We start from the raw sequence: 17,926 nt of genomic DNA, 5'->3' as shown, positions 1-17,926 counted from the left end.
AAGGCGGAGACGGACAAGAAAGTTCGGCACGCTGTCGGTGGGGGTCGACCGCGGTACGGTCTCGGTCGCGACAGCCGTCGCTCGGGAGCGGAAAGCGGCTGAGAGGAGTAAGCCCCCTTCTGTTCGTCTCGGCATTCGGCTAAGCGGCCGCGCCCTGTCCGGACTACCTTGGCGGCGCGGACTTGCACCGGTGAGGATTCGCCGTTCCATCCGTTCTCGGCCGTCAGCGCGGCGAGGCCGCGCACACAACGCGAGGTGATCACCTCGCGACTGCGTTCCCTCGACGGGTTAGCTCCCTCCCCTCGCGGGTCGGTTCGCGCGCGATCGGGGGTATCCCGATCGTGCCGGCGGCGGATCGCTCCGCCGCTCACGTCTCATCGGTCGGGCCGAGGGGTCTCGTCTCTGTTCCAGAGCCAGCCGTCTCCGACTCCGGGCTTGCGCCCGGTCACCCGTCCGGACGGTGGGGGGACTTTCCTCGTCAGTCCGAAATCGGACCGACGGGAGCCGAGCTCTCTCTGCCGTTCGATCGGAGGTGAGTGAGTCCAATAAGCCGTTCGGTCGTCCGGTTAGACGCGCATTTCGATTCGGACACCGGAACCGTCGATATTTTCGATAGATCGACTACACGACGCCGAATCTCCAACAATTGATAACGAACTTCTGGACATTCGGGACCGAGATGACGCATCGACAGTCGGGTACCGCAATTGTCCGGAACGCACGGCTCCGGGCTCATACCCCCTGGAATGAAGGGAAGCGTTCAAGTCAGGCGAGCGCTTGTACGAATATATGTCCGAGGCGCAGACCGTTCGTCTCACCTACGACGACGGGGCGAGGGCGGTCGAGTTAGCGCGTGAATCGGTCGAATCGTACGTTCTACACGGACAACGTGAACAGCCAGGGAGTATGCGTGATGCATTCTACGCTCGCACTGGCGCGTTCGTCCGCATCCGATCGACGCGCGGACGCGGGCGACTCCGCGGCTGTGCCGGCGCGTACCGCGGTAACGACCAACTGGGACACGCGATCGTCGACGCTGCGATCCAGGCTGCCTCGGAGAACTCCTGTGGCTCCGAGATCGAGCAACCCGAGCTCTCGAATCTGACGATCTCGGTCTGCGTCGTCTGCGATTACACCGAGACGGATCGACCGCTGGAAGACCTCGAACTGGGGACACACGGCGTCGTGATCGACAAAGACGGGAACCACGGCTGGCTCTATCCGACCATTCCGCTCGAAAACGGCTGGAACGAAGAACAATTTCTCACCCACGCCTGCCGTAAGGCAGGCATCTCGCCGCTCGCCTGGCAGAACGACGACGACACGACCGTCACGCTGTTCGATGGACAGGTGTTCCGCGAGCGCGCCGACGGCGGCAGCGTCGAAGAACTGTAACGCTCGCCGCGGACGACACGCACACTGACTCGATTTCTGTAGCCGGAGGCTCCCGCACGCGACTCACAGGTGTGCGGTCTCTCCGGAGAAATCCAGCCGCCACGTCCCCTCGACCCGTTCGAGCCGCGCCAGCCCACATAGCGGCGCCTCGACGCCTGCGGTGTCGCCCGTCAGTCCACCGACGACGCCGCCGACCGTGAGTCCGTGGCCGACCAACAGCACTGTCCCGTCCACCTCGTCGACGATCCGCCTGACCGTCTCGCCGACCCGCGCGGCCGCCTCGGCGTGGTCTTCCGGGAACTCGGGAACGACGTACGGTTCGTGTGAATCACGAACGGTGTCGAACCGTTCGGCTAGCTGCCTGTTCGAGAGCGTTTCGGGGTCCGCGTCGAACCACTCGGGGTTCCGATGCTCGCCCAGTCCGGGTTCGAGCAACACCTCGTTCCCGGTCTCGCGACAGACCTCGTCGGCCGTCTCGACGGCCCGGAGAAACGGCGAGGCGTACACTGCATCGAAGGTCTGACCCGACTCGACGAACCGCCGGCCGACGCGCCACGCCGCCCACCGTCCCAACTCGGTCAGCGGCGGGTCGTGCACGCGCTCTCCGGTCTGGGGCCAGTCCGGGTCGACGCTGTCGCGCCGCTGGTCGTGTCTGACGACCCATACTTCATCCGCCATAGCGACGCTAAGCGCTCCCGATGAATAGGCGTCCCGTCCACTTCGTTACGCTGACATCGGCGGTTCGTACTCACACAGGTCTGCGTCGCGGGCGGCCCGCTCGATCGCGGCGTCGAGGCCGAAGTCGAAGTCCCCGACGATCTCGCCGTCGCGAAGCAACGGCTGGAGGAGGGCGTCGCCGTCGTCCGGCCCCGCTCGGTCGCGCAGGCCGACGTGGTGGCCGCCGTCGGCGGTCCGATAGACCGCTTTGGCGCCGGTGAGTTTGCCGCGCTTGGCCGCCGGTTCGCCGTCGACCTCGACGATGTCGAGCGCGAAGTCCACGGGATCGGCGTTCGAGACGTAGCCGCCGACGCCGAAGCCGTCGGCGACGTCTCCGAGTTCTCGAAGGTCCGCCGGTCCCAGCCCGCCCGAGACGAAGATGTCGACGTCCTCGCGACCGTGTGCGTCGAGCGTCCAGCGGACTTCGCGAACGATGTGGCGGAAGTTTCCCCGCCGCGAGCCGGTCGTATCCAGTCGGACGCTGTCGAGGTCGTCGCCGAGGGCTGCCGCCGCGCGGAGGACCTCGTCTGTCTCGTCGGAGTAGGTGTCACACAGTGCGACGCGCGGGACGTCCTCCTCGACCGCTTCGTCGAACGCCTTCCACGCTTGCTCTTGGTTGCCACGGCCGAAACAGATGAGCAGCGCGTGCGGCATCGTCCCGCTAGCCTCGCGACCGATCACGTCGCCCGCGGCGACGTGTGAAAAGCCGTCGAGCCCGGCGATGACGGCACTCCGCTCGATCATCGCCGCGATCGAGGGGTGGACGTGCCGCGCACCGAAGGAGAGAACCAGCGAGTCGGGTGCGGCCCGCCGCACGTCGAGTGCAGCGGTCGCGACGCCCGAAGCGTGCGAGAGAAAACCGAGTAGCGACGTTTCGAGCCGCGCGAACTCCAGGTAGTCGCCTTCGATCCGCATCACCGGGCCGCCGTCGAAGAGCCGACCCGAGGGGATCGCATCGACGTCGACGTCGCGGCCTTCGAGGAGGGCGGCGGCGTCTTTCACGCCCGCCAGCAGTTCGTAATCGCCGTCAGGGAACTGATCGGCGGTGATCTCTGCGACGACGCGGGGGTTCCGTCCCGCGTGACGGAGCGTCGTCTCCGTCCGATCGAAGTACGCGTCGGTCGCGCTCCCATCCCTGATGGCGTCGGGACCGACGATGTCGAACTCCATACACGCCGTTCGGGGGGATCGCTGAAAAGTTCACTCGTTCGTCTCGACTCTCCGAAGGCGATCTGTCTTCAACCGGGACAGCGATGCTGGGCGCGGGTCTAGGCGGCCCGCGGTCGGATGTCGTCGAGGTCTGCGACGGTCGGGCCGTTCACGATCGTCACGCGCGTGCCGGAGCGGGTGACGCGGAACGCGTCCGCGAACTGACCGTCAGGGACGACGTAGGTGTTCGCCGCGCGCTGCTCGGCGTCGTGCGCGTCGAGGATCGCGCGGTAGGCGCGCTGGAACTCGCGCGCGTCGCGTTCGGTGTCCCACTCGGTCGCCCAGACGTAGCCGTACTGGCTCCCGGCGCTGGTCTGCTTCTGGTAGGGGAACAGACGGTCGTTCGCCCAGCCAGCCGACGGTTCGGCGTCGTAGTTGTACGTGTCGTAGGGACTGTCGACGCTGCTGATGCTCCGGGGGTCGATCGTGTCTGCACCCGCGTTCCGCGCCTGGTACCAGAACATCACGTACATCGATGCCTCGCCGACGGTGTCGGAGCCGCCTTCGCCCTGCTTTTCGAACGTACCCCAGCCGTTTTGCGCCCGGTCACGGTAATTGATCGGCGTCGGCTCCTCGCCGGTCCGGTGGATGATCTGCTCTGTGGACTCTGGGGGGTTCTCGAAGCGCTCGTCGACGGCGCTCCAGCCCTCCGCCGTGACGAGGTCGTGGACGTAGACCGGGCCGTCGGAGTACGGCTGGAAGATCGTCAGGAAGATCCCGAGATTCATATCACCGCCACCATCACCGCTGTCGCCGCTACTGGACGGCGTCGCCACGCACTCCCACGCGCCGCCGCAGCGGTCGGCGTAGCGCTGTTCGACGTACTTCGCGTCGCCTTCGATGAGCCCGTCGGTCGCGAGCTGTGCGTCCTGGGTCTCGCCGCCGTACTTCGCCTTCGTGAGGTCGTAGCGTTGGTCCTGAAGCGCGTGGACGAGTTCGTGTACGAGCGTCGCGTTGTTGATCGTCGGCGACTCGGGCGTACCCGTGATCACCTTTATCTCGTCGTCGGTCGGCGAGTAGAAGCCGGCGACGGCGGCGCTCCGGGTGCCGCTGATCGCCGAGCCGCTGCTCTGGGACTCGCCGGTGACGAACAGCGCTTCCCACACCTGATCGTTCCACTGGTCGTATTCGGTCGGCTCGCCAGCGGACCCACCGGACGAGCGGTTACGGTACTCCTCGCGGGAGATGACCGAGACCGGCACGCGCTTTTGGAACTCCTCGCCGCGGATGTACTCGACGCGCGCCATCGCTCGGGCCACGTACGCCCGCATCTCGGCGTCGGTGAGTCCGTCCGATTGGTCGACGTCGACCGACTCGTTGTACCAGTAGCCGCCTTCCCAGCCGAGGACGTCGCTGTCAGGATCGTCGAAGTCGGCGTTCGGCACGGCGACGTCCGGTCCGCCGCTCACTCCTGGTGCGGGCCGGGACTCCATCACTGGTGCACTACAGCCGGCGAGAACGAGCAACAGGGCGACCGCCGAGACCGCGAGGCCGCGTCTCCGCTTCATTGTGCGAGCAGATGGTCTACGCGCGGAAGTACCTTTCCGCCTCGCCGCGGACTCTACCTCCCCGCGGACGCGGTCGGTGCCGCGCCCGACCTGACCTGCCCGGCCGAACGTCTTTGCCGCTGTGCCGACGACTATCTGATATGTCTGTCGACACGTTCGATCCAGAACGCACCGCCGTCGTGGTCGTCGATATGCAGAACGGCTTCTGCCACCCCGACGGGAGCCTCTATGCTCCCGGGAGCGAAGCGGTCGTCGACGACGTCGCCGCGCTCGTCTCGGACGCTCGGGACGCGGGTGCAGAAGCCGTCTACACGCGGGACGTCCACCCGCCAGAACAGTTCGAGGACGCCCACTACTACGACGAGTTCGAGCGCTGGGGCGAACACGTCGTCGAAGGCACCTGGGAGACAGAGGTGATCGAGGAACTCGACGTCCGCGCGGACGACCACGTCGTCGTGAAGCACACCTACGACGCCTTCTACGAGACCGAACTCGACGGCTGGCTGACGGCCCACGGCATCGACGATCTCGTCTTCTGCGGCACGCTCGCGAACGTCTGCGTCCTCCACACCGCCGGCAGCGCCGGCTTACGCGACTATCGGACAGTCCTCGTCGAGGACGCGATCGGTGCGATCGAAGACGAGCACAAGGCGTACGCGCTCGATCACGCCGACTGGCTGTTCGGCGACGTCGTCGCGCGCGAGGATGTGACGTTCGCGTAATCGACGCTCACTGCACTCACTCCCGGAACAGCCGATAGGACGCCTGTCCCGTCGCGACGGCCTCCTCCTCTTGCGTCCCTTCCCAGCGCCGGGACGCCTCGTCGTTCCCCTTCACGTCGTCGGGGATACTGCTGATGACTGTGATCGTGCTCACGCCGATCGTTCCGCCCGCGCGGACGACCTCGGCGGTCGCGGTCAGATCGCCCGAGGCGCGCCGGAGGTAGTTGACGTTGAGATTCACGGTCGCGACGCCGCCGGCGATCGGATCGTCGAGCATCGTCCGCTGGGCGATTCCCCCGGCGGTGTCGATGAGCGTCGCCGCGATGCCGCCGTGTACTGTCGGCGGGCTGGTGGTGTTGGTGAGTTTTTCGTCGTAGGGGACGGTCATCACTACGCGTCCCACTTCGAGCGCGTCGACGCGCGTGTCGAGCCACGAGAGGTAGCCGTGCTCCTGCTCGATGTACTCCTGTACGAACGCGGCGGCGTCGTCCGGGAGCGTCGACCGAGTCTGGTCGTCGGCCATACCGGAAGCGCGCGGGGGAGCGGTATGTAGCTAGTGGTCGGTACGCTTTCCCGTGCGAGATCAGCCCAACCGAATCGGGTCGTCGCTGTCGCGGACCGTTACACGGACTGTCTCGCCCACAGTGAACGCCCGGTCCGGACAGACGAGCTTTGGACCGAATTTCGGGTCGACGCCGGTGAAAAGCGAGATTCCCGTGATCCGCTCGCCGTTGGCGAGGACGTCGACGTCGCGCCACGTCACGTCTCGACTGACGACGTCGCCGACGGGGTGGCCCAGAAAGGAGACCGTGCTGGCGGCTTCGTAACTCCGTCCCAGCGCCCCGCCGCCCGCGTAATGCGTCAGTCCTCCGTCGAGGACGACGGACTCGGTTGGTTCTCCCCTGTCGCGGTCGCTGTCGTCGACGACGCCCGCGATGCCGGCGAACTGCTCCTCCGCAGCGGGGTGTTCGGGCGCGTCCAAGAGTGCGTACGTCTCGCCGGTCTCGACGACCTCGCCCGTTCCATCCCACGGAATCGAAACGACGTCGACGGCCACGTCGAGCGGGAGTGATCCGCCCGCGCGGTGGAGATCCTGGCCCGCGTGGCGAAAGCCGACGTGCACGTGGTTCGCGACCCAGGGTGCGAAAAAGCCCGATCGAACCATCTCCCCGAGCGAGTCGCCGACGGCGATGACGTCGCCCGCTTCCACGTCGGGTCGGACGTGCAGGATGCGCGCGACGAGGTCCACAGACTCACGCCCGCTCGTCTCGATTCCGCTCCGCGCTGCGTCGACGTCGACGAGGATGAGGTACTCGGCGTCCGCCGCGTACGACTTCGGCGGCGCGCGCACGGCCCGCGTCTCCCGCACCTCGCCGGCGACGGGCGAGACTGCCTCGTTCGTCGCGGGATAGAGGTCGATGGCACAGCCCGAATCGTGCGCGGGGTACGGCGAGTTGTAGAGCGAAAAACGGCGGTACTCGCGGAGCGTCGACTCCGGGATCTGTACTCGCTCGGCGCTCGTGGGCCTCGTCGCCGCTGCCCCGCTGTGCGTACTGGACTCGTTCCCCGGCGTCACGCCGACTCACCGGCCATACGCCATCGGTGGACCGAGAGCGCTTAGGTGCGTCGGCGCACAGGGTTCCCACGTGATCGACCGTCTCGTCCCCGACGCGGCACGCGTTCGCGTCGTCCGCGGCCGTCCGTCGTCCCTCGACGACGACCGCGCCGTCCTCGATGCCGTCACTGACTGGGTGGCGGCAACGGGCGTCCCGGCGGTTCGCGCGTGGACGCCGCACCGACAGGTGGCGTTCGGCCGCCGTGACACGCGTGCGGACGACTACGAACTGGCCTGTCAGCGGGCCGAAGCCCGCGGCTACCCGCCGATCGAACGAAGCGTCGGCGGCCGTGCGGTCGCGTACACGGGGTCGACGGTGGCGTTCGCGGCTGTGATTCCGACGACCGAGGCCGACCCCCGTCAGGGACTCGACGCGCGATACGAGGCGGCCACCACCGGTGTCGTCGGCGCGCTCCGGTCGCTCGGCGTTCCCGCGCGCCGCGGCGAGCCCGACGCGTCGTTCTGTCCGGGCGCGCACTCCGTCCAGGCGCACGGGAAGATCTCCGGCATCGCCCAGCGCGTCCGTCGAGACGCTGCGGTCGTCTCGGGAATCGTCGTTGTCGACGCCCACGAGGAACTTGCCGCCGTTCTCGACGCCGTGTACGGAGCGCTCGACGTGCCGTTCGATCCGACGTCGGTCGGCAGCGTAGCGCGTGCCGGCGCGCCTACTTCCCCCGACCGCGTCGTCGACGCGCTCTACGATTCGTTCTGTGGCGAGGTTCGCAGGGCGTCGGTCGACGCCGCGTCGCTTCTCGATTCCGACGTGTAGCCGTTGTCGAATCTGATTCTCGACCCGAACCGTCGGGCTTAGGTCGCCTGCGGGTGATGCCCGAGTATGTCGACACTCTTTCGTGACGCGCGACTCGCCGACGGACGCGTTCGCGACGTCCGCACGGACTCGGGGACGATCGTCGAAGTCGCCGATTCGGCCGACGCCGACGCAGTCGACCGCGTCGTCGACGCCGCCGAGCGACTCCTCCTGCCGGGAGCGATCGACGCGCACGTCCACTTCCGCGAGCCGGGCCACTCACAGAAGGAGACTTGGACGACCGGCTCACGGAGTGCGGCGGCGGGTGGCGTGACCACTGTCGTCGATCAGCCGAACACGACTCCCCCGACGACCACCGGCGACGCGTTCGACGAGAAGGCGTCGCTGGCCGCCGAATCGTACGTCGACTACGGCATCAACGGCGGCGTCACACCCGACTGGGAGCCCGACTCGCTGTTCGAGCGGCCGCTGTTTGCACTCGGTGAGGTCTTCCTCGCGGACTCGACGGGCGATATGGGTATCGACGCGGATCTCTTCGCGGACGCTGTCGAGCGCGCTGCCGACGCAGGCGTCGTCGTCACCGTCCACGCCGAGGACGCGGATCTATTCGACGAGACGGCGCGCGAGCGCGACGCCGGCGGCGTCGGACGCGACGCCGACGCCGACGTCTGGAGCCAGTACCGACGCGCGGCGGCCGAGGAAGCGGCAGTCGAACGCGCGGTCGAGGTCGGCGCCGACACGGGTGCGCCGATACACATCGCGCACACGAGCACGCCCGAGGGCGTCGATGCCGCTGTCGCCGGCGGGGCGACCTGCGAAGCGACGCCGCATCACCTCTTTCTCTCCCGCGAGGACGCGACCGAACTGGGCACCTTCGGCCGGATGAACCCGCCGCTCAGAAGCGAGGAGCGACGCGCGGGGCTCTGGCAGCGGCTTGTCGACGGCGATGTCGACATCGTCGCGACCGACCACGCGCCGCACACCGTCGACGAGAAGGAGGCGGACCTCTGGAACGCCCCGAGCGGCGTGCCCGGCGTCGAGACGATGCTGCCGTTGCTCCTCGAACGCGCGCGGCAGGGCGAGATCTCCTACGAGCGCGTCCGCGACGTCACGGCGACGAACGCGGCCGAGATCTTCGACCTCCCGCAGAAGGGCCGCATCGCCGAGGGCTACGACGCGGACCTCGTGCTCGTCGATCCCGAGAACGCGACCGAGATCCGCGGGTCGGAACTCCACTCGAAGTGCGGGTGGACGCCGTTCGAGGGGATGACCGGCGTCTTCCCGGACCTGACGCTAGTCCGCGGCGACGTCGTCTACGACGGCGCGGAGATCGTCGGCGCGCAGGCCGGTGTGAACGTCCGGAAGTGAGGATAGGAATGAACAGCCGGCACGACCGCTCCCGCGTCGACGTGCCGGGCAACCGCGTCCCGACGCGGGACCTGCGTTAGCTCACGGAGACGCTGGCCCCGCAATCCGATATAAACGTTCGGCCGCCGCGCGTCGTTTCGATTACAGTTGTCGATCCGCTAGCGCCGGGAACGACTCGCGCGTCTCGCGAACTTCGTCGAGGGCGACCTCGGCCAGCACCGTTCGGGCGTCGGTTCCGGCGTTGGCGCGCGCGACGCCCCAGGGATCGACGACGACGCTCTCGCCGCCGAGGTCGACGCCGCCGATCGATCCGGTGAGGTTCGCGGCGACGAGGAGCGACTGATTCTCGACGGCCCGAGTCCGGGTGAACAGGTGCCAGTGGTCGAGGCGTTCGCGCGGCCACGCCGACGTGACGAGCAGTATTTCGACGCCGGCGTCGACGAGGTCGCGGTACAGGGTCGGGAACCGGAGGTCGTAGCAGGTCGTCAGTCCGAGCGTCCCGAGGTCGGTCTCGACGGCGCAGATTTCGTCTCCCGGCGTCAGGCGCGTCGCTTCCTCGGAGTCGTACCCGAAGAGGTGGACCTTCCGATACGTCCCGAGCAGTTCGCCGTCCGGGCCGAACAGGACCGAGGTGTTGAACAGGTCATCGCCGTCGCGCTCGACGAGGCTCCCGCCGTGGAGGTGGATCGACAGCGTGTCCGCGAGCGCGGCGAGCCGATCCGTCGTGGGTCCCGGGACCGGTTCGCCGGCGTCGTCGTAGGCGTCGAACGCGAAGTAGCCTACCGGCCACATCTCGGGCAGGACGACGAGATCGGCCCCGCGCTCTGCGGCGTCGCGAACGCGCTCGACAGCCCGGTCGCGATTTTCTTCGGGGGCGTTCTCCGCCGGGAGTTGGACGGCCGCGACGTTCATCGTTCGTCGTCCCTGGCCCAATCGAGCGAGCGCTCGACGGCCTCCTGCCAGCGGCCGTAGCGCTCGTCGACGTCGGCGTCGCTCGCTGGCTCGAACTCGCGGTCGATCTGCCAGTTCTCACGGAGCGCCTCCAGCGACTCCCAGTAGTCGACCGCGAGGCCGGCGGCGTAGGCTGCGCCGAGCGCGGTCGTCTCGTCGACCTCGGGCCGGACGATCTCGGTTCCGACGACGTCCGCCTGCAACTGACAGAGGAAGTTGTTCTTCACGGCGCCGCCGTCGACGCGCAGTGCCGACAGCTCGATTCCACTGTCTTCGAGCATCGCCTCGGCGACGTCGCGCGTCTGGAACGCGATCGACTCCAGCGTCGCCCGAACGATGTGTTCACGCCGGGTTCCACGGGTCATCCCGACGATCGTTCCGCGGGCCCGTTGATCCCAATGGGGCGCACCCAGTCCAGTGAACGCGGGTACGACGTAGACGCCGTCCGTCGAGTCGACAGAGCGTGCGAGCGCCTCGCTCTCGGCGGGATCGTCGATGAGCGTCAGGTCTTCGAGCCATTCGATCGCCGCGCCGGTGATGAAGATCGAGCCTTCGAGCGCGTACTGCACCGGCTCGCCCGACCGCTGGAAGCCAACGGTCGTGAGCAGGCCGTGCTCCGAACTGACGGCCTCCTCGCCGGTGTTCATCAGCATAAACGATCCGGTGCCGTAGGTGTTCTTCGCGTCGCCGGCGTCGAAACACGTCTGGCCGAACAGCGCGGCCTGCTGGTCGCCCAGGGCGCCTGCGACCGGGACGGACGCGCCGAGGAACCCCTCCGCGTCGGTCGTGCCGTAGTAGTCGTCGTCCGAGGAGGGACGCACCTCCGGGAGCACGGCCTCCGGCACGCCGAACTCTGCGAGGAGGTCGTCGTCCCACGTCATCTCGTGGATGTCGAACAGCATCGTCCGCGAGGCGTTCGTCACGTCGGTGACGTGCTCGCCGGTGAGCTTGTAGATCAGCCACGAGTCGATGGTCCCAAAGCAGAGTTCGCCCGCCTCGGCACGGTCGCGGACGTCTTCGGGCCGCATCCGCCTGAGTTTGATCGGATCGGCGTTGTCGAGGAGCCACTCGACTTTGGTCGCCGAGAAGTACGCGTCGGGTTCGAGCCCCGTCGTCTCGCGGATCCAGTCGTCTTTGCCGTCCCGTTCGAGCCCTTCGATCCGGTCGGTCGTTCGTCGGTCCTGCCAGACGATGGCGTTGTAGACGGGTTGGCCCGACTCGCGGTCCCAGACGAGCGTCGTCTCGCGCTGGTTCGTGATCCCGATCGCCGCCAGTTGTGCGGCGTCGATGCCGGCGTCGTCGAGCGCGCGCTCGATGACGGCCGTCGTGTTCTCCCAGATCTCTTCGGGGTCGTGTTCGACCCAGCCGGGTTCGGGATAGATCTGTTCGTGCGTCTCGTAGGCGTTCGCCACGGGTTGGCCGCCGTGGTCGAACACGATGAACCGCGTGCCGGTCGTTCCCTGATCGATCGCGCCGACGTAGGTGCGTTCGTGCATATCTGTGAGTTGCGTGGTCCTGTGAGTTGCGTGGCCCTGTGAGATGCGTGGTCGGTCGTGACACTGCCTGCGTCGTATCGTTCACGACGAGGTCGCCGGATAGTCGGTCGATCTGTGAGCCGTGGGATGCTAAAACCCGGCGTTCGAGCGGACGCCGCTGATGCCGCTGTCGTCCCGGCGGCCGTGCGCGAGCGACGTCGTCCGGCGAAAGCTATCTATCACCGGCGGTCGCAGGTGGCGGTATGTCTGATCCGTTTGTCGTGGTCGGCGGTGACGCCGCCGGTCTCTCGGCTGCGAGCAAGTGTCGCCGGACCGACCCCGACCGCGATGTCGTCGTCTTCGAGAAGGGCCAGTGGATCTCCTATGCACATTGTGGGACGCCATACTTTGTGAAGGGCGAGGTCGAACGCCTCGACGATCTGCTCTCGCTCTCTCCGGAAGACGCCGGAGAGCGCGGCATCGACCTCCGACGCGGGCACGAGGTCGTCGCGGTCGACACCGACGAACAGACCGTTACCGTCGAGAGCGCGGGTGCGACCTTCGAACAGCCCTACGGCGACCTCCTTGTCGCGACGGGCGCCCGGGCGATTTCGGACCCGATCGAGGGCGCATCGCTCGACAGCGTCTTCACGCTCCACGGCCTCGACCACGCGGCCGCGATCCGCTCGTATCTGACCCCGCCCGGAGAGTTCGATCCCGCGGACCTCGGCGGGGGCGACGCGCTCCCGGAGGCTGTCGTCGAGCGGTACGGCGCGATGACGCCGCCCGAGACCGTCGCCGTCGTCGGCGCGGGCTACGTCGGCGTCGAGATGGCGGAAGCCTTCGAGGCCTGGGATCTCGACGTACACCTGTTCCAGCGCACGGGCTATCCAGTCCCGGGCTTCGGCGAGGCGGTCGGCGAGGCCGTCGCCGAGCACCTCCGTGACACCGGCGTCACGCTCCATCTCGACGAGGAAGTCGTCGAACTCCGCGGCGAGAACGGGCACGTCTCGGAAGTGGTCTGCGAGAGCGGCTCGGAACTCGACGTCGACGCCGCGCTCGTCGGAATCGGCATCGAGCCGAATACGGAACTCCTCGCGAACACGCCGGTCGAACTCGGCGCGTCGGGGGCGATCGCGACCGACGCCTACGGGCAGACGTCCGTCGAGCGCGTCTACGCCGCCGGCGACGTCGCGGAGATGCCACATATGGTCACGGGCGATCCGACGTGGGACCCGCTCGGCCTCCCGGCCAACCGCGCCGGCCGCGCGATCGGGGCGACGGTCGGTGGCGATCCCTCGCCCGTCGGCGGCGTCGCGGGCACGGCGATGGTGAAAGCGTTCGACCTCGAAGCGGGGCGGGCCGGGCTCATCGACGAGGTGCGCGCCCGAGATGCCGGCTTCGACCCGGTCTCGAAGACCATCACCGCCGGGTCGCGGTCGGGCTACTACCCCGGCGCGGCGGAGACGACCGTCACGCTCACTGCGGACCGTGAGACGGGCCGGCTCCTCGGCGGGAGCGTCGTCGGCACCGACCGCGCGGCGATCCGCATCGACACGGTCGCGACGGCGCTCGGCGCGGAGATGACCGTCGGCGAACTCGAACGGCAGGATCTGGGCTACGCGCCGCCGTTCAGCCCCGTCTGGGACCCCGTCCTCGTCGCTGCGAAGGTGCTGAACGGGTCGCTGCCTTGAACAGACGAGCTCGCAGAGAAGACAGCGAGCTGTCGCTCGGCATATCGTTTAGTGACAGCAAGCGGGCCGGGAGGGACTTGAACCCCCGACCGTCTGGTTAAAAGCCAGACGCTCTGCCGAACTGAGCTACCGGCCCGCACCCAGGGGTAACTGACGGGTCGTGATAAGCGTTTAGTCTCGGGAGTCGTTTTGACAGCGGCACAACTGATAATCAGAAGAAGATATATCCTGGCCCCGATACTACTCGGCGTGAGACGTGTGATTCAGGGGCTAATCGACGACCGTGTGGCTCGCAGTTGGCGACCAGCGCGCCGCTCCTGTCGAGCCGGTGACCTATGATCCCCGGGTCACGCACCAGAACTGTTCTCGTCTGTGGCGACGAGACGCTCGCGTCGTCGCTCCGTGCGGCGGTCGAGGGCCGATCGCGTCCGCTCCGGATCGCCTCGGTAACCTCGACAGCAGACTGCGACCGCCCGCGACGCGAACAGCCGATCGACTGCATCGTCCGCCGCTCGATGCCGGACGCGGACGCGTCCGCCGCTATCACGCCCGACGCTCCGCACGGCGCCACGAACCGTCGCGACGGTACCGTGACCGTCCCCGTGATCGTCTATCCGTCGGCCGAGGATCCGGAACTGGCGCGCGTGTCGACCGAGCGCACAGCGACCCGATACCTCCCAGAGTCGATCGACACCGACGAGCACCACCTCCTCGTCGACGCCATCGACGACTTCGTCGCGCGGCGCGCCCGCGAGAAACGACACGCAGAGGAGCGCGAACTCCTCGAACAGACGTCCGAACTCGCCGACGTCGGCGGTTGGGAACTCGACGCCGAGCGGGAGGCACTCACGTGGACCGAACAGACGTACCGTCTCCACGGCGTCTCAGAGAGCTTCGATCCGACGCTCGAGAACGCCATCGAGTTCTACCATCCCGACGACCGCGACGCCGTCCGCGCCGACGTGGAGGCGGCACTGTCCGGGGACCCGTTCGATTCCACCTACCGACTCTTCAGGGCCGACGGCGAGGTCCGCTGGGTACGCTCCCGCGGTGAGCCGATCCACGAGGACGGGACGATCGTCGGCGTCCGCGGCGCGTTCCAGGACGTGTCTCAACAGAAGGGCCGCGAAGACGTGATTCGGCGGTTCAAACGCGCGATCGAGGCGGCGGGACACGCCATCTTCATCACCGAGAGAGACGGGACGATCACGTACGTCAACCCCGCGTTCGAGGACGTCACGGGCTACGCTCCTCGAGAGGTGATCGGCGAGACGCCCTCGATACTCAAGTCCGGCGAGATGAACAAGGAGTACTACCGAACCCTCTGGAGCACCGTTCTCTCGGGGGAGGTGTGGTCCGAACCGATCGTCAACGAGCGCAAATCGGGCGAGCACTACCACGCATCCGAGACGATTGCGCCGATTATGGGCGACGACGGTGTCGAGGGATTCGTCGCGATCCAGACCGACATCACCGAACTGATTCACACCAAAGAACGGCTGGAGACGTTCGAGGAGATCGTCCTCCGACTCGACGATCCGATTATGCTCCAACAGACCGACGGCACGTTCGAGGTCGTCAACGACGCCGTCGCCGAGTACGCCGGGATCCCGAAATCGGAGCTCGTCGGTTCCGACGAGTTCGACTTTATGGACGAACCGACGGCGCAGACGATCCAACAGAAGAAAGCCCGCGTCATCGAAGAGGAGCAGGCGGTCACCTACGAACTCAGTCCGACGTTCCCGACGAAAGGGCAGCGCTCGTTCGTCACGACGCGATACCCCCACTACAACGAAGACGGGGAGGTCGACGGCACGGTCGCGATCTGTCGGGACGTCACCGACCAGGCCGAACGCGAGCACCAACTCCGCGTTCTCGATCGGATCCTGCGACACAACCTCTACAACAAGATGAATCTGATCCTCGGGCACGCGGAACTGCTCGAGGACCGAACGACCGGCCAGGAGAAGCGTTCGGTGCAGACGATCCAGAATACGGGCAACGAACTGGTCGACCTCGCCGACAAAGAACGACGGATCGTCGATCTCCTCACCGACGACTCCGTGCCGCGTCGCCTCGGCGTTCGTCCGATTCTCGAGGAGGTCGTCTCCGAGCTCCGCGAGGAGCACCCGGATCATTCGATTTCGGTCGACTGTCCGGAGGCGTACGACGTCTATGCGATTCCGGAGCTCAGTGACGCGATCGCCGAACTCCTCACGAACGCGATCGTCCACGGCGGCGAGGATCCCGACGTCTCGGTGACCGTCAGGCGTGACGGCGAGCAGGTCGTCGTCACCGTCACCGACACGGGACCGGGGATCCCCGAGATGGAACAGCAAGCGGCGCAGGGGACGCCGGACATCACACCGCTGTTCCACGGGTCGGGTCTCGGCCTGCAGTTCGTCTACCACGTCGCGAAGCGCTCTGGGGGGTCGCTCCGGTTCGAGTCAGCGGAGGCCGACGGCTCCGGGGACGAGAGAACGACGGAACGAGAGGCGGCCGGAGCAGTCGTCGCGCTTCAGTTGCCGACGCCCGAATCCGCTCGCGATGCTGCGGCGTCGTCTCGGTCGTCAGACGCAGAAGTGTCGCCGCCGGACGCAACGTAAGAAGTGTCGCCGCCGGACGCAACGTAGCTTCTCGGGGCCGTGGGACGGGACGGTTAGTCGGGACTGACTGCTCGTTCGTCGAAGTACGCGTCAAGCGCTTCTGCGGCTAGTTCGCCGGGGTCGCGGTTTTCGATCGACGCGCGCCGGCGGAGTTCGCGGTACGTTTCGAGCGGGAGGTCCAGTTCGAGCCGTCCCAGTTCGACCCCGCGCGCGGCGAGTGCGTCCGCCGCGCTCGTGTCGCCGTCGACCTCGCTGGCGATGCGGCGCACCTGCCGGACCGTCAGATCGGCGTCGACGACGGCCCACGCCAGATCGAAGCGGTCGACGCCGGAGACGCGAGCGATGTGTTTCGCGGCGGTCGGCGCGATGTCACCGCGGGCGACGTGCCGGCGGATCGCCTGCGGGAGGTCGTGGACGCGGGCCCACTTCCGGACGAACGAGACCGAGACGTCGCCGCCGGCGCGGTCGATCGCCGCTTTGTACGAACCGACGCCCCTGACGAGCGCGGCACAGGCGGCCGCCCCGCGGAGCATATAGACGTTGTCCGCCGCCCCCACGGTGTTCTGCGAGAACGCCAGCACCGTCTCAGCGGCCTCGGCGACGCTCTCGGGGTCGTCGGGATCGAATCCGACGGCCTCCTTGGCGCGCTCGCCGGTGACGGCGGGATCGGCGCGGACGACGGGCTCGCCGACCGGTTCCTCGCGGTCGGCTGGAAGTCGCCTGTGGGCGTCGGCGTCGTCGGTCATCTTCGGATCAACGTAGCGAGCCAGCGATTAAAAGCCTCTCCCCGGCGTGCGCCGCGGGCGAGAACCGTCGGAGTCGGCTCTGAGCGGCGCTGGAACCCAATCGGTCGCCTCGGGTAGCGCGCTCGCGTTCGACACCAACTCGGCTTCGCGGATGGGTCACTGGGCACGGCCTCGGCCTCATAATGATCACTCTCGTCTCTTGCCGCCGACCATCGCCACCGGGAGTGGCGCTCGGCGGTACACAGTGAGAGTAATCATTATCAGTCGCTCGCGGCGGGTTCCTCGCGGCTGTCCGAGAGGTGCTCCCAGACTTCGGTGCAGCCCGCCCCGTCGGAGAGGTCGTCGAGGTGGTCGTACTCGGCGGTGTCGCGGTCGCCGATTCGGTCCGTCGCGTCGTCGTCGGAGTCTTTCGTCTGGCTCATTGGGTCGGTGTCGCGTGGTCGCTCGCCGGTTCCTCTCGTCGGCCGTACAGCTCGGGGGCGACGTCGGCGGGGGCGTGCTGTCGCTGCCCCCCGAGGGGGCTCTCGATCGAAGCGCAGTCGTCTGTCGGGACCAGGTCGGTCATCGAATCCGCGTATGCCCCCGCTCCGCATAAGGGTCGCTTCCGGAGTAAATCGGACCACTACTCCCGGATACCGGAACTCCGTTCCGGCTTCTACGACGACTCCTATAGGCCAAAACCGACCGACAGCGCGGGTATTGTGTGCGAGACGGCGTCACCGACAGCGTCGCCCTTTGTGACCGCCGTCAGAGACGGGGCTCCCGAGCGCGTAGCCAGTCGTGTGACGACTCGACTTCGTATCCTCGACGACGGTGCGTGGCTCTCTGTCGACGACACGCGGCAGGTGAGCGTGAGCGAACTCTGGCGGCTCGACGCCCCGGGATTCTGCGGGTGTGACCTCTCGGATCTGGTCGTCGAGAACTTCCTGGAGGTCGGTATCGACGGCCGAACGGTCGAAGTCCGCGTCTACGGTCAGTGCATCGCCTGCGGGACGAAAGCGACGACCGGCTGGGTGCCCGTCGGCCGGGTCGTCGACGGTGCATTCGAAGATATCGACCGCGAGAGCGTTCTCCGACCCCGATCCCCAAAGAGTGGGCAACATTCTCCGGATAGCGGGAGCACCGGGCAGGGTTGACGGCACGCGTTCGCC

Annotated in this window: 17 protein-coding genes, 1 tRNA gene and 1 other RNA gene; 7 read left to right on the top strand and 12 right to left on the bottom strand. The window is 67.5% G+C overall.

Annotated elements, in window-relative coordinates; genetic code table 11:
* Positions 1–96: 96 nt before the first annotated feature.
* Positions 97–520, bottom strand: an RNA gene (gene rnpB / locus NO347_RS13955) — RNase P RNA component.
* 269 nt (positions 521–789) lie between these two features.
* Between rnpB and NO347_RS13950 the strand changes: the two genes are divergently transcribed.
* Positions 790–1,395, top strand: a complete 606-nt coding sequence (locus NO347_RS13950; RefSeq protein ID WP_121569112.1) for a TIGR00296 family protein — start codon at positions 790–792, stop codon at positions 1,393–1,395.
* A 63-nt stretch (positions 1,396–1,458) separates the two neighbouring features.
* Here NO347_RS13950 and NO347_RS13945 read toward each other — a convergent pair whose 3' ends face one another.
* The 3 genes from NO347_RS13945 to NO347_RS13935 form a co-directional block, all read right to left on the bottom strand.
* Positions 1,459–2,073: a histidine phosphatase family protein gene (locus tag NO347_RS13945; protein ID WP_256290241.1), complete on the bottom strand. Its 615-nt coding sequence runs from the start codon at positions 2,071–2,073 to the stop codon at positions 1,459–1,461.
* Positions 2,074–2,118: 45 nt separating this feature from the next.
* Positions 2,119–3,282, bottom strand: a complete 1,164-nt coding sequence (locus NO347_RS13940; RefSeq protein ID WP_256290240.1) for a nicotinate phosphoribosyltransferase — start codon at positions 3,280–3,282, stop codon at positions 2,119–2,121.
* A gap of 98 nt (positions 3,283–3,380) precedes the next feature.
* Complete coding sequence (locus NO347_RS13935) at positions 3,381–4,829, bottom strand: Hvo_1808 family surface protein (protein ID WP_256290239.1); 1,449 nt, start codon at positions 4,827–4,829, stop codon at positions 3,381–3,383.
* Between the two features lie 140 nt (positions 4,830–4,969).
* Between NO347_RS13935 and NO347_RS13930 the strand changes: the two genes are divergently transcribed.
* Positions 4,970–5,551: a cysteine hydrolase family protein gene (locus tag NO347_RS13930; RefSeq protein ID WP_256290238.1), complete on the top strand. Its 582-nt coding sequence runs from the start codon at positions 4,970–4,972 to the stop codon at positions 5,549–5,551.
* Between the two features lie 16 nt (positions 5,552–5,567).
* Here the strand turns inward: NO347_RS13930 and NO347_RS13925 are convergent, their stop codons facing one another.
* Together NO347_RS13925 and NO347_RS13920 are read right to left on the bottom strand one after the other, a co-directional pair.
* Complete coding sequence (locus NO347_RS13925; RefSeq protein WP_256290237.1) at positions 5,568–6,074, bottom strand: PaaI family thioesterase; 507 nt, start codon at positions 6,072–6,074, stop codon at positions 5,568–5,570.
* Between the two features lie 60 nt (positions 6,075–6,134).
* The gene (locus NO347_RS13920; protein WP_256290321.1) at positions 6,135–7,052 is read right to left on the bottom strand and encodes a DUF8155 domain-containing protein; all 918 of its coding nucleotides are present in this window, start codon (positions 7,050–7,052) and stop codon (positions 6,135–6,137) included.
* A gap of 145 nt (positions 7,053–7,197) precedes the next feature.
* On the opposite strand from NO347_RS13920, the gene NO347_RS13915 reads away from it, so the two are divergent.
* A complete protein-coding gene (locus tag NO347_RS13915; protein ID WP_256290236.1) occupies positions 7,198–7,935 on the top strand; it encodes a lipoate--protein ligase family protein in 738 nt (245 codons plus the stop codon).
* Between the two features lie 66 nt (positions 7,936–8,001).
* Positions 8,002–9,303 (top strand): dihydroorotase, encoded by a 1,302-nt coding sequence (locus NO347_RS13910; protein ID WP_256290235.1) that lies wholly within the window; start codon positions 8,002–8,004, stop codon positions 9,301–9,303.
* A gap of 141 nt (positions 9,304–9,444) precedes the next feature.
* Here the strand turns inward: NO347_RS13910 and NO347_RS13905 are convergent, their stop codons facing one another.
* Together NO347_RS13905 and glpK are read right to left on the bottom strand one after the other, a co-directional pair.
* Entirely contained in the window at positions 9,445–10,215 is a 771-nt protein-coding gene (locus tag NO347_RS13905) for a carbon-nitrogen family hydrolase (protein ID WP_256290234.1), read from the bottom strand.
* Positions 10,212–11,750 carry a glycerol kinase GlpK gene (gene glpK / locus NO347_RS13900; protein WP_256290233.1) on the bottom strand — a complete coding sequence of 513 codons (1,539 nt, stop codon included), beginning with the start codon at positions 11,748–11,750 and terminating at the stop codon, positions 10,212–10,214. The genes NO347_RS13905 and glpK overlap by 4 nt, the downstream gene beginning before the upstream one ends.
* Before the next feature lie 242 nt (positions 11,751–11,992).
* Here glpK and NO347_RS13895 point away from each other — a divergent pair, with 242 nt between their 5' ends.
* Positions 11,993–13,423 (top strand): FAD-dependent oxidoreductase, encoded by a 1,431-nt coding sequence (locus NO347_RS13895; RefSeq protein WP_256290230.1) that lies wholly within the window; start codon positions 11,993–11,995, stop codon positions 13,421–13,423.
* 62 nt (positions 13,424–13,485) lie between these two features.
* Here the strand turns inward: NO347_RS13895 and NO347_RS13890 are convergent.
* Positions 13,486–13,559, bottom strand: a tRNA-Lys gene (locus tag NO347_RS13890).
* Between the two features lie 199 nt (positions 13,560–13,758).
* On the opposite strand from NO347_RS13890, the gene NO347_RS13885 reads away from it, so the two are divergent.
* Positions 13,759–16,029, top strand: coding sequence for a sensor histidine kinase (locus NO347_RS13885; protein ID WP_256290228.1), 2,271 nt, complete (start codon positions 13,759–13,761; stop codon positions 16,027–16,029).
* A 53-nt stretch (positions 16,030–16,082) separates the two neighbouring features.
* Here NO347_RS13885 and NO347_RS13880 read toward each other — a convergent pair whose 3' ends face one another.
* The 3 genes from NO347_RS13880 to NO347_RS13870 all read right to left on the bottom strand — a co-directional run bounded on the left by NO347_RS13880 (position 16,083) and on the right by NO347_RS13870 (position 17,340).
* Entirely contained in the window at positions 16,083–16,775 is a 693-nt protein-coding gene (locus NO347_RS13880; RefSeq protein WP_256290226.1) for a DUF7119 family protein, read from the bottom strand.
* 260 nt (positions 16,776–17,035) lie between these two features.
* Positions 17,036–17,197 (bottom strand): hypothetical protein, encoded by a 162-nt coding sequence (locus NO347_RS13875; protein WP_256290224.1) that lies wholly within the window; start codon positions 17,195–17,197, stop codon positions 17,036–17,038.
* Positions 17,194–17,340, bottom strand: coding sequence for a hypothetical protein (locus tag NO347_RS13870; protein WP_256290223.1), 147 nt, complete (start codon positions 17,338–17,340; stop codon positions 17,194–17,196). The genes NO347_RS13875 and NO347_RS13870 overlap by 4 nt, the downstream gene beginning before the upstream one ends.
* Before the next feature lie 217 nt (positions 17,341–17,557).
* Here NO347_RS13870 and NO347_RS13865 point away from each other — a divergent pair, with 217 nt between their 5' ends.
* Complete coding sequence (locus tag NO347_RS13865) at positions 17,558–17,911, top strand: DUF8134 family protein (protein ID WP_256290221.1); 354 nt, start codon at positions 17,558–17,560, stop codon at positions 17,909–17,911.
* Positions 17,912–17,926: the final 15 nt, after the last annotated feature.

It is taken from the genome of Halobellus inordinatus, assembly GCF_024464655.1.
GTDB lineage: Archaea > Halobacteriota > Halobacteria > Halobacteriales > Haloferacaceae > Haloquadratum > Haloquadratum inordinatus.
Note: the sequence above shows the minus strand (reverse complement) of the source record. Positions and strands in the feature narration are given on the sequence as shown.